Genomic DNA, 13,477 nt, shown 5'->3' with positions numbered 1-13,477 from the left:
CTTTTTTATATTATTATTTTATAATCTATTGTTTAACTTTAACAGAAACATTATCTATATACACTTCTATTTTACAACCTCCTGTTGCTCCACAATCTGATTGAAACTCTAAAGAAAGTCCTCTATCTGGGTCTAATGTGTCAGCTATAGTAATATCCATTGTAACTGTTTGCCAAGTATTATCAAATGTTGGGAAGGTAATATCATGCCTTACTGCACCTGCTGTTTGCTCTGTAAACAAAGCTGCTTTAACAACCGCTCCTGGTTGGGTTAATATGGCTTTAATATCAAATGTAACGGTAACCACATCGCCTGCAGAAACACTGTTTTTAGCAAATTCTTCTTGTTTTAAAACAGGGAAAGAAGCAGCTCCAGAAGGTTCTGCAAATAATTGAGCAGAAGACGAACCAGTACCATTACTTTCTGTACTTGTAACTGTTGCAATACCTCCATTTACAAAGAAATTCCAACCTGTGCTTCCGTTTTCAAAATCACCATTTGTAATAAGCTCATCGCCTGCTGGGGTTCCGGTTCCTCCTCCTGTAGATCCTGTTTTATAAAAATACAGGTTATCCATATAAACAATTGCTGGATTTACTCCCTTTTGAGCATCTATTTTAAACTGAAGGATCTTACTAAAATCTACTCCTGTAAAATCGCTTATTGGAATATCATAACTCTTCCACTCTCCTTGTGTTAATCCTGGCAAACCAACCAAAGTTTCGTTTGGCGGACTAATTGGTGTCATTTCTAAAACTGTTGCATCAGGTGTCCAAACATCAATATGTAAAAACTCCATATCTGAAAAATCGGTATCACCTGCTAATTGCATACCAATGAATTTTACATTGCTATATTTTATAGCATCATTACCAGCTATACTTACAGTTTCTGATACTAAATCGCCTTGCCAGTTCGTATCTAAATTTGTTCCTGCTATATCAGTATAAGTATCACTAAAAATAGATTTTACATTCGCTGCATCTTGTGTTGGCATTGGTGCTGCCATGGTTGGCTCTGTTCCACCGCCTGTAGATCCTGTTTTATAAAAATACAGGTTATCCATATAAACAATTGCTGGATTTACTCCCTTTTGAGCATCTATTTTAAACTGAAGTATTTTACTAAAATCTACTCCTGTGAAATCACTTATTGGAATATCATAACTCTTCCATTCTCCTTGTGTTAATCCAGGTAAACCAACCAAAGTTTCGTTTGGCGGACTAATTGGTGTCATTTCTAAAACTGTTGCATCGGGTGTCCAAACATCAATATGTAAAAACTCCATATCTGAAAAATCGGTATCACCTGCTAATTGCATACCAATGAATTTTACATTACTATATTTTATAGCATCATTACCTGCTATACTTACAGTTTCTGATACTAAATCGCCTTGCCAGTTCGTATCTAAATTTGTTCCCGCTATATCAGTATAAGTATCACTAAAAATAGATTTTACATTCGCTGCATCTTGTGTTGGAGTTGGTGCTGCCATGGTTGGCTCTGTAGTTGATACGCCACCACCATCAGTAAGCTCAAGATCATCAAAATAATAGGTTTCGTCAGAATCTGTTAAAGAACCATCTGTACCATCTGGATTGTCTGGTTTAATAACTATTTGATTAAGACCTGTATTATTAGAAGGTATTCCTGTAAATGTAATTTCTAAGTCCGTCCAAGTGTTAGCCGTTTCAATAGTTTTATATTGAGGTCCAGGATTTCCAGATCCAGCCGGTTGTGGATTGCTATTAACTTCAAATTTTATAACTGCATTCGCTTTGGTTGAATATGCTTTTATTTTGAATGTTTTTGTAGCATCAAAATTATCAGTAAATGCATTTTGTATACCAGCCCATCTATTTGTTCCAGAAGCTTTAACTATTTTTAATACATTATTAGACGTGTTTAAACCTGTTTTATCTGGGTTTTCAGAAAGCTCGACAGTAATACTTCCATCATTAGCAAAAGAATCTACAAACGTTTCACAGCTTTCAAAATCTACAGGAAGAGTTGTAGCAGCCACAGGTGTTTCAGAACATGCTGAATTATCAGTTTCAATTTGTTCTACATCATCAAAATAATAGGTTCCTGGATCTTTAGCTGCTCCATCAATAATTAATGTAAATCTTGAATATTTATCTGAAGCATTAAAATTAAAAGTAAGTATTTCCCATCCTGTTCCTCCATGATTCGCTATAGTTTCTATATTAGCTCCTGTTCCTTCTTCTAATTTTAATAAAACATCTACAGGTTTATCAGACCAAAAATTTATAGTAATTGTTTTCTCAGTAGCTAAATCGATTTCTGTACCTAAATCAAAATAAATACCTTCATAGGCTGCACCACTATTAGTAATAGCACCTACCTTAGAGGCATCTGTATTAGATCCACCAGGTGCAGGATTATCAACAATTTCAAAAGAAGCCCCTGTAAATACTTCAGCTTCATATTTAGTATTTGTTCCATCAAAAGAGATTGGTAAGGCTACTATTTCTGGAATTAATATTACTATTTCATCTTCAAAAATAGCTGAAGCACCTGCCACATTTTTCGCTTTTAAAACTATTTTATAAGTCCCGTTGGTATAAGTTTTTACAGGATTAATTTCTTTAGAATTGCTACCATCACCAAAATCCCATTCATACGTATTAGAATTCTCTGATGTATTTATAAACGTTACAGTGCCAGAATCTTCATTAAGAGTATAAGTAAAACCAGCTTCAACTCTAGGTAATATGACATCATCATCTTCACAGCCAATAAAAGAAATGGCTAAGGTTAAAATTAAAAAGTACTTGATATTTGTTATTAATAGTTTCATAGTCTTATTTTTTAGTAGTTGTTGTTTTTATATACTCTTACATAATCTATAAGCATGTTTTGTGGAAAAACAGTTTCGGCATTAGGAGTGCCAACATAATTACCTCCAACCGCTAGATTAATTATAATATAGAATGGATGATTAAAAACCCATTCGCCTGTAACATCGGCAGGTGTTATTTGATTATATAACACATCATCTACATAATAGTTAATGTATTCTGGTCCCCATTCAATACCAAAAATGTGAAAGCCTGTATCGAATCTGTCATTTTCTAAATTATAGGGTTTTGTTATAGATGCTCCACCTGAATAGCCAGGACCATGTACTGTTCCGTTAATTAAAGTTGGCTCTTGTCCGCGATTCTCCATAATATCTATTTCACCACATTGAGGCCAACTAACAGTATCAATGTTATCGCCTAACAACCAAAAAGCTGGCCACAGACCTTGCCCATAAGGCAGTCTAATACGAGCTTCAAAACGACCATATTTTTGAGCAAACTTTCCTTTAGTTAATATTCTTGCTGAAGTATAAGAAGCACCGTTGTAGTCCTCTTTTTTCGCACTTATAATTAATACGCCATTTTGTACGGTTACATTTTCACTTCGGTTTGTATAGTATTGTAACTCATTATTTCCCCAACCTAATCCTGCTGGAGTACCATCGCCATTTCCTATATCATAACTCCAAATAGAAGTATTTAAAGCTCCATCTGAATCAAATTCATCTTGCACAGTTAATTCTGTAAATCTTGCTACTGTTTGAGTATCATCTGTAGCACAACTAGATAAAACTAAAACCCCTACTAATAAAAAAGACATCAGTAATTTTGGTTTTACTTCTATTATATATTTTATTGTTTTGTTCATCTTTGAATTTTTTGAATGTTATTATAACCAACCTTATTCCTTGTAGAAATAGATATTATCTACATAGATGTTTGAAATTGTAGTATCTGAAATAAAGAACAGAAGCCCAATTTCATTTCTACTACCTAAGCCTGTAAAATCTGCCAGAGGAACATCTAAACTCACCCATTGATCTGTTGTTAATTGAGATCCATCAATCCTTACAGTTCCAGAAGTTTGACTAGGTCCAACCTGATTTAGTAATTGTAAATTGATAAAATCTCCAGAATCAATAGCTTCTTGTACATTAATGTCTACATGAAGATGTGTCATTGCTGTAGCATTAATTGTTGGAACATCTAAAAACATCCCAATACCAACAAAATTTAAAAGTGTATAATTAATAACTTCACCACTCCCTAAAATTAAAGGAGGTTGACCTCCTAATGTTGTTTGTCCGTCTGGAGTAAAGAAGCCATTATAATAATCTACAGCTACATTATTATAAGCATCACTAAAAATAGAAATAACATTATTTGCATCTCGTGTAGGTACAGGCGATTCTTCAAAATTGCCTATAGATTCTAAGGTTAAAGACCCTAATGCTTTTACACCTCCAAGAGTTGCAGTAATCTTTGCTGTACCTGAATTAATAATAGTAACAATACCTGTTTCACTTACTTGTGCCACATCATTATCTGAAGAACTAAATGTAAAATATGAAGGCGCTGCTACTACTGTTTGATTAATACCGGAACTTAAATTAAATGTTTGTGTAAGGCCAGGTTCTGCTAAATTTATAGTAGTTCCAATAAATGTTTGTTCAGAGACATCTTCACCGCCTAAAATAGTTGGTTGTGGCTGAGCAATGGTTCCTAATTTTTCAAACTGTACTTCGTCTATCCAAAAAGAATAACCTACCTCACTTCCTGCAGGTCCTATACCTCCAGCAGAATATCTTAACATACCACGTTCTTGAACTAATTTTGATGGATCTGGAATTGGAATAATATATTTTACCCAATTGGTTGTTAAATCAACATTTGTAAGGGTAGCAATATATTTGTTTTCACCAAAATCTTCTCCAAAACCAATTTCTCCAACAGTAACAGCTTGCGATGCTTTTGCCCAAAAAGTTAACGCATCAAAACCAGTTAAGTTTCTACCAGAACCGTCTCCATCAATTCTAAATATAGCCCCTGCATAATTACCTTCAGGATCATTAGCATTTGGCACATCAAATCTCATGGACGCCATCCCTTTGTAGCTTACTTCATCATCTACAGACCATGCCGTAGGTTTCGAGCCACCGTAAGGAAAGTAAAAATTACTTCCTAAACCAATAGGTGTATCTAAAAATACTTCGGCTGTATTTGGAAATGTTGCAAACTCTGCATCTTCTGAAATATCTCTTTCACAACTAACATTGATTATAAAAAACAATACTAGCAGAAGCCATGTTATTTTTGAATAAATAAATTTTCTATTTTTCATTTTTATGTCTTTTTTATTTTCCAATGTTAATATGTATGTATGTTCTAATTTCCCACTCATTACCATTACCAAAACCAACAGGGCTTATGGTAGGCGATGTAGCAAATTCTGGTGCTGCATTTGGTGAATACCTTGGTGAATTTTCGTCCATAGAACGCCATGTACCTCGTATACCAATTTTAGTGTCTGGTAGAATAAACCAATCTGGTTTACCAACTGAAGTTGAAAGATCTAACATAAGCTGTACAGGATATGTTAAGTTGAAATCGCGATGGTAATCAAAAGGGCCCCAATCGTTAATTTTGAAAGAATGAACTAGTTTTAGTTTATTATAAATAAGTCTAATATCACCTCCAATGCGCTCAATAGTTCTTTCGTCGCTACCATTTGCTTGTGCATTTCCAGCATAAAAATTAGCAATAAGACCTAAATCTGGGCTTACTTTAGACACGATACGTGTATGTGCTTCCCATAAATCTTTTGCAGGTACTGCATTTGGAAAAGCAAAAGAAGTACGATTGGCTAAAAAACCAATAGCTGCATCTTGAGCTGTAGGATGGTGACGAAAAACAAAACCGAAATTCATAGCAAATTTTGCGTCTTCTTGTCGGTCGTTATCCCATTCGTACATCCAAGTTCCTGGTGTAGGATCGTAAGTAAATAAAATTTCTCCTGCTGTTGTTTCTCTATTTCCTCTTACAGCAAACGGATCGTCTTGAATGTTTCTAAGTCTTCCAGGTCCATTAACATCATTTGGCATGGCACCAACAATTGGTTTTTGCCATAAAAAGTTAGGAGCAATTTGAAGATTACCTATAGTATATGTAAAACCAGTAAGAAAGTTGTTTTGGTTACCGCTACCCGAATCTTTAAGTCTCCACCCTGTAAACGTTTGAGTTTGATCGGCACCACCATTAGCTACTAAGCCCATGGTAGCTCCTTGAGCATACCAGTTAAATAATCCTTTTTGAAAGGTTATTTTAGCTTTTGCTCCCCAATTATCTTTTTCATTAATTTTATCGTTATAAATAATATAATTACCTGATTGACCTTCTGCAATTTGGAATTGTCTTCCATTTAGAGGTTGTCCTCCCCAAATACCACCAGCTTCAATTTTAAATGCTCCAAGTTCTCTTTTAGCATGAAGAGTTACTCTTCGTGTTTTTGGAAGCGGAACAGCAATAGACGTTACAGCTTCACCAACATCATCAATATCTTCATGGTAAACCGCCGTAAGATCGTAATGTCCTATTTTTTTACTGTATTTTAATAACACAGCAGGATTAGCTCCCCACCAAAGTTGAGGTCCAAAAGCTGCTTTTAAGCCCTTAAGTCCTTTTTTACCATCTACTTCAAAACCTAAAATTTCTCCGTTATAGATATCTAAATTTGGTCCGTAATTAGCTTGTGGATATAAACCAAAGAAATCACCTTCGTAACCCCAATGATAATGACCTGTTCTATAAAAACCTCTTAAATCAAAATCTTTAGCATTCCATTCAAATTCGGCATTATATACTTTTACTCTATTAGGGTCTGTAATATCTACATTTCCTTCATCTGTATTTACAGAAAAAGGGCGCCCTATATTTTCATAAAAAATTTCATCTATAGGGTTTTCAGCAACATTACCAAGAATATTAAAATTAACGCTAGCACTCATATTAGAACTAGGGTTTCCTTCAACTCCAATAAAATATGATTGCATGTGATCGAAACCTAACTGATTTGGATATGTTGAGCCATTAGGGTCGGCATTACTAGGTGTTGTAATTAAATTACCTCCTGTATTAAAAGTTGTAAACTCTGCTCTTAAATTATTAAGTCTTATTTTATCTGAACCCTGACCTTTTAAAGCAGCTTTATCTCCTCTAGCTTTTAAAACGGCATCCATTAATTGAATGTTTTCAAAATGATTTTTTACGAATTCAGATGTAACACCTTCTCTGTATGGGTTTAATTGATGTGCTTCTTTTAAAGCATAATAAGCAGCACGTGGATACAAATCGTATAATCCTCGATCGCTGGTTGGTCCTTTTGCACAAATACCAAACCATTCTTCATTCATGTTGTTTTCTCCTGGAGCTAAATCTCTAGCATAACCGCCGTTAGCCCATGACGCATTGTTATCATGTACATCTGCATTTTTTCTATCATCAAAACCGTATTTCCACCAACCATCACTAAATTGAAATGTAAAACCTCCAATAGAAATATCTGATTTATCAAAACCAGCAGCATTTTGATAGATTTCTTTCCAATTTTCTACCATATAGTATGCTTGTGAAAACTGATCTTCTTTTTTTTCAATTTCATTAAAAGCATCTGCTCCAAATTCGGTAAACATAATTGGCATATTAAGTTTTTCCTTTACCACATCGAACATATCAGTAAATGATGGACCACGATAAGAATTCACCCCATATATATCAACATCTTTACATTCATCTGCAACAATATCTATAAACAAAACATCTCCATTACAAATAGCCACAGGATGAGAAGTATCCATAGCTTTCATCATTTTTGCAGCCTCATTCATCAATTTATACATAGGCCTTCCACGAGATTCTCCTATAAAATTTATTTTTCCTTCATCATCTGGAAAATCTTCCGTTTCTGCACCTGCCCAAAAAAGACCGTAATTATTTTCGTTTCCTAATAAGTATAATAATAGTCCAGGTGTATTTTTATAACCTTCAACTAATGCTTTCATCTCTGCCAATAGAAACTCTTGAGTACGAGGTTCTGAATAAATTGTAACAGGCGTCCAAACACCATCTAATGTTAAACCATAACGGCCAAAAGAATGATTAAGCATGGTGTAAATACCGTAATTCTCATATATATACTGAATCCATTTTGCTGGAACGCCAGTATATTGACGAATTACATTAACGTTCATGTTTTTAAGAAGAGACATTTCGGTATCAAGTCCTGCTTTAATTACATCGTCGGACTTTTTCCAGAAATTAGCATTTACGGTATTTGTTCCAATTGGAATATAATCCCAATTCATACCATTAATCATAAAGTCTTTTCCATTAACGACTAATTTCATGCCTTCTTCATTACTTACAACTGATACTTTATCAGACTGCGCAAAGGCAGTTACTGTAAATAAAAAAAGTACGAATCTTAGAAAATTGTTTTTCATAGTCTTATTTAATTATTTGAGTTAGTCTTAACAGACTATTATTCTGTGGCAGCTTTTAAAAGAATTATTTAGCAACACTGAATAAGTGGTGATTTGTTTTATATAAAATTATGAAGGAAAATTGCGAAATCAATAAAAAACACCTCTACAAAAAACATACAACATAAAATAAACATGGTGTTTTTAATAAAACACTAACAATGCAAGTGTTTTTCTAAGGATATATGAGCTTTTAAGAAATCTACTCAGGCTTATTAAACAGTGTTTGTTGTGGTAATGTATAGGTGAAAAACATACATGTTGTATATATTTAGGCTGTTACTCTTCTTAATTATTAAAGATTGTGCTAATTAATTAATACTTATAATAACTATACACTAATAAATTTGCTAAAAAAATAATATGGGTTTAAGCACTGATTTATAAGCTTTTTAATAATATTAAAAACGATAAAGCATCACAACATTTAATTATTAACGGCATAAGATAATGGCATTATTTAAAACCTAAAAGACAATTTAGTGATATACCTATCATGATAAATTACTTCTTAATTTTACATAAAAATTACAATACAACTTAATTGTATTTACAATAATTATGATCTAATTAAAAAGGGGACAAACATTAGTTTATAACGTTTATCCCCATAAATAAAACTAAATAATATTATTATTGGATTGGTTTCTCAGTTTGAAAATAACAATACCAAGCTCGAGGCCCTTCTTCTACCCTAACTTTTAATATACTATCTGTTATTTCAATAATTTCTAAAGTACTTGAAGATTCACCAACATACCAACACATAAACCCTCCATCTGAAATGTTTATAGTTGTTCCTCTATACGTAGGATTAACAGCGTCTAATGTTGCAATAGAAGATGAAGGACTAAAAGTAACTGTCTTAATACCTGTAAGCGTTGGTGCAACATCAATACCATGACAAGTATCACCATCTACACCAATTGAACCAGCATAATCACCAGGTGTATATGCTATTTCTTTTAATTGTTCAAAAGTTATTTCTTCTCCATCTCCTGACTGAGTGAAAACAAACTCTGCTTCATACATGCATAACTTATCTGTCCACCAAGGACCTGCAGTAAACCAATCTGAAAATGTATGCTGACCTCCAGCTTGCACTTCATTAGGTCCTAAACCAATATTTCCATTTTTATCTGCTGCCCAGTACCATGTTTTACTGTTTCCAGCACCTCCAGTTAGGAAATCTTTAGCTTCTTCATCTTCAAAAGAACTAAAAACATCAACATTCATTGTTGTTGTACTTGTAATACCACCTCTACCAGAAGCCATTACAGTAACAGAATAGGTGTTTAAATCTGTTAAACTAAATCTATGTGTTACTTTTCCTGATGGAGCCGATACAACCTTTGAGCCGTCACCAAAATCGAACCTGTATGTTATTGCGCCGTCTGCAGAGGCTTCAAAATTAACAAAACCAGAACCGTCTCCATTAGGATTACTAGCATCTACACCAACAATTTCTGCTGAAATAGTAACATTGCTTGGAGCAATAATATCTCCAAATGTTCCTTCGTCATCTTGACAACTGCTAAACAGTAGTAAACTAGAAAGAAAAACTCCTATTATATATTTTATATTTTTCATCTTTTTAAATTTTTATTTTTGAATGTCATCAATATATATGGTGTAATTAGCAGTGCCATCTCCAGCAGTACCATTATCCATAATTAATACAAGATTTACATAATCTACACCTGCCTCAACACCTGTAAGTGTAAAAGTTAACTCTTCCCATGCATTAGCAGTTGTTGTAGTTGCTGTAACCTCAGCAGTTGCTTTTGTATTTGGCCATGGTGTAGCATCTTCAAATTTCATAAGTAAATTTAAACCTGCTCTTGGCGACCAAACTTTTACTGTAATTGTAGTTGAATTATCTATTGAAAATGGCGTACCAACTGTTATTTTAGAACCAGCCCAAACTTGTCCTGCTCCTTTTACTAATTGAGCAACCATACTTGACGGGTTTCCATTGGTATCTGGATTTGCAATTACTGAAATTTCTCCACCATCAAAACTGCTAAAATCTTGTTGTGGTTCGAAATCTAAAAATGAAACAACCGAAATATCATCAACATAAATAGTATAATTATCAGTACCATCTCCAACAGTACCGTTATCCATAATTAATACAAGATTTACATAATCTATGCCTGCTTCTACACCTGTCATAGTAAATGTAACTTCTTCCCATGCATTAGCAGTTGTTGTAGTTGCTGTAACTTCTGCTGTTGCTTTTGTATTTGGCCATGGTGTAGCATCTTCAAACTTCATAAGTAAATTTAAACCCGCCCTTGGCGACCAAACTTTTGCTGTAATTGTTATATCTTCTTCTATTTCAAATGGGTTTTCTACAGTTATCTTAGAACCTGCCCAAACTTGTCCTGCTCCTTTAACCATTTTAGCAACCATAGTTGATGGATTACCATTAGTATCAGGGTTTTCTATAATTGAAATATCGCCTCCATCAAAAGAGCTTAATTCAAATGGTGTTTCAAAGTTTATAGGTAAAACCGAAGGTCCTGACCCATCACTTATTTGCTTAATATTATCTATATAAAACGTCCAATCATTATCTCCTGTTCCTACAGTTCCAAAATCGAAAAACAGTACAATTTTTTGAAAAGTTTGAGAAACATCTATAGCACTTAAATCAAAAACAACTTCTTCCCAAGTACCATTTCTAACTGTAGTAGCTTCGCTTTCTATAAAAATTTTATTATCAGTAAGGTTTTCCATTTTTAATAAAACCTTACCTCCTGGTCTTGGAGACCAAACATCCATTTTTAGTAGTTTTTTAGTAGAAAAATCAATAGGAGCAGATGTTATAATAACATTACCCGCCCAAACTTCTGGTCCATTTTTAACAATTTTAGCAACCTTAGAAGAAAGGTTTCCATCCGTATCTGGGTTATCAACAACCGCAATTGATGCACCACCAAAATCGACTAAAACACTAGAATCAAATATTTCAAAATCTATTGGTAATTTGGTAGGTTTAGAAATTGTTATGTCTTGAGTTATTTCACTCGATTCGGTACCACCACTTAATGCTACAACTTTAATTGTATAATCGCCAACAGCAGGATACTCAAAGCTAACTTCGTCTCCTAATTCTAAAGGTGTTCCTACCTCATCTACATTAGAAGTATCAAAAAACACAAGAAATGACGCGGCATAATCTGCAGTTGCAGATACGTTTAATACGAAAGGATTAGAACTATCTATATTCGCTTTTACTTCTAAATTTTCAGGTGCTTTAAAAGAAACTAATAACTCTTTAGTAATCTCTGTTTTTAATCCTGTTAAACCAACTGCTTCAATAATAACAGGATAAGTACCTTCTACATAAGTATGTGATATGCTTTCTCCTTGAACCACATTAACGACTTCTCCTGATCCATCACCATAAGTAATGTTATAATTTGAAGCACCAACAGCATTTGGAGTTATAGTAACCAATCCTGTATTATCTTGAGTTATATTAAAAATGGCTGAAACTTCGGTAGGAGCAACAACTTCATTAATAAAACTCAAATCATTATCATCTTCGGTACAACTTACAAGAAGAAGTAATACCATAGTTAATCTAAATATATATTTTAATGTTTTCATATCTTATTTTTTAGTTTTCGTATCCAGGGTTTTGTGACCATGTTCCTCCCGATAATTCAATTTCCTGAATAGGTATTGGAAAAAGCTCATGCTTTCCTGTTTGAAAGCCTGGAATTGCTTGTGCTGCTTTTCCTGTTCTTACTAAATCGAAAAAACGATGTCCTTCACCAACCAACTCTACACGTCTTTCTTTATAAATAGCATTTGTTAAGTTTGATCCTGTAGCAGCAATATTATCTAACATAGCTCTATTACGTACTTGATTTAAATAGTCTTGCGCTCTAGAATCGCTAACATTTCCTCTATTTAAAGCTTCGGCAGCCATTAATAAAACATCGGCATAACGAATGGCTCTTGTATTATTTGGGTTTGTAAGTGCAGGATCAGGTCTATTAGCATCGCCTAAACGCGCTATGTATTTTCTGTTAAAATATCCTGTTTGCTCATAACCAGCATCTGGATTATAACTAGCTGTTGGGTTGTCTGCTATCCACTGCTCAATATCTAAAATTGAATATTCTAAACGAATATCGCCTTCTTCAAAAGCATCTACAGCATCTTGAGTAGGCACGTTAAAACTGTATCCGAAATCGAAAACAGGTCCAACATAACCTCTTACACCATTAAAACCAACTGCATAATTACCCTCAAGACATTGAAAGCATTCGAAAGATCCTCCATCAACATCAGAATACTGTATTTCAAAAACAGATTCTATATTATTTTCATATTCGTTTTCCCACATTAACGGCGCTTCTGTAGATGATAATAAACGATGTGGCCCGTTATTAATTAAATTTTCTAATACTGTACCAGCATCAGTAAATTTTTCTTGATATAAATATGCCTTACCTAATAAAGCTTGAGCAGCTCCTTTTGTAATTCTACCTGTTTCACTTTGTGTATAAGGAAGGTTTTCTGCTGCAAACATTAAATCTTGCTCAATTTGTGCATAAATTTCAGCTTTAGGTGTTCTTTCTAAACTAAATTGCTCACCAAATTGAATACGTTTATCTACTACTAAAGGCACATCTCCAAACCATTTTACTAACTCGAAATAATAAAAAGCTCTTAAAAATCTGGTTTGAGCTAAAACACTAGTTTTGTTTGGGAAATCAATTTTATCTTGAAATTCCATGATATAGTTAGTACGATTAACACCTGTAAACATCCATGTCCAGATATTTCTTAAAATATCATTATTTGGTGTATGAATCATATCATCAATTTGTTGAATTCCTGGAGTATCGGTAGCACTTTCACCACCAGCAAGTGTATTATCTGAAGCTATTTCTCCAACTTGAAATTGTTGCGATGTTGCCTGTAAGTAATCATAAGCTGCAATTAATGCATCTTGATAATCGGTTTCTGTATTGAAAAAATCCTCAGAGTTTTTATCTTGTGAAGCCACATCTATAAAATCATCAGCACAAGAAAACATGGCTATAAAAGCAAATGATATAAGGATATTTATAGTTTTTAAATTTTTCATAA

The 13,477-nt window shown here is 33.7% G+C and carries 7 protein-coding genes; all 7 read right to left on the bottom strand.

Going from position 1 to position 13,477, the window contains the following annotated elements:
* Positions 1-25: 25 nt before the first annotated feature.
* The 7 genes from ACH5TX_RS12900 to ACH5TX_RS12870 all read right to left on the bottom strand — a co-directional run bounded on the left by ACH5TX_RS12900 (position 26) and on the right by ACH5TX_RS12870 (position 13,475).
* Entirely contained in the window at positions 26-2,824 is a 2,799-nt protein-coding gene (locus ACH5TX_RS12900; RefSeq protein WP_439339911.1) for a PKD domain-containing protein, read from the bottom strand.
* A gap of 11 nt (positions 2,825-2,835) precedes the next feature.
* Complete coding sequence (locus ACH5TX_RS12895; protein WP_439339910.1) at positions 2,836-3,696, bottom strand: glycoside hydrolase family 16 protein; 861 nt, start codon at positions 3,694-3,696, stop codon at positions 2,836-2,838.
* Positions 3,697-3,729: 33 nt separating this feature from the next.
* The gene (locus ACH5TX_RS12890) at positions 3,730-5,169 is read right to left on the bottom strand and encodes an Ig-like domain-containing protein (protein ID WP_439339909.1); all 1,440 of its coding nucleotides are present in this window, start codon (positions 5,167-5,169) and stop codon (positions 3,730-3,732) included.
* 13 nt (positions 5,170-5,182) lie between these two features.
* Complete coding sequence (locus ACH5TX_RS12885; RefSeq protein ID WP_439339908.1) at positions 5,183-8,326, bottom strand: glycoside hydrolase family 2 TIM barrel-domain containing protein; 3,144 nt, start codon at positions 8,324-8,326, stop codon at positions 5,183-5,185.
* A 672-nt stretch (positions 8,327-8,998) separates the two neighbouring features.
* Complete coding sequence (locus ACH5TX_RS12880; RefSeq protein ID WP_439339907.1) at positions 8,999-9,955, bottom strand: PKD domain-containing protein; 957 nt, start codon at positions 9,953-9,955, stop codon at positions 8,999-9,001.
* A 12-nt stretch (positions 9,956-9,967) separates the two neighbouring features.
* Positions 9,968-11,983, bottom strand: coding sequence for a hypothetical protein (locus ACH5TX_RS12875; protein WP_439339906.1), 2,016 nt, complete (start codon positions 11,981-11,983; stop codon positions 9,968-9,970).
* A 10-nt stretch (positions 11,984-11,993) separates the two neighbouring features.
* Positions 11,994-13,475 (bottom strand): RagB/SusD family nutrient uptake outer membrane protein, encoded by a 1,482-nt coding sequence (locus tag ACH5TX_RS12870; RefSeq protein WP_439339905.1) that lies wholly within the window; start codon positions 13,473-13,475, stop codon positions 11,994-11,996.
* Positions 13,476-13,477 lie beyond the last annotated feature (2 nt).

It is taken from the genome of Thalassobellus citreus (assembly GCF_044385915.1).
GTDB lineage: Bacteria > Bacteroidota > Bacteroidia > Flavobacteriales > Flavobacteriaceae > Thalassobellus > Thalassobellus citreus.
Note: the sequence above shows the minus strand (reverse complement) of the source record. Positions and strands in the feature narration are given on the sequence as shown.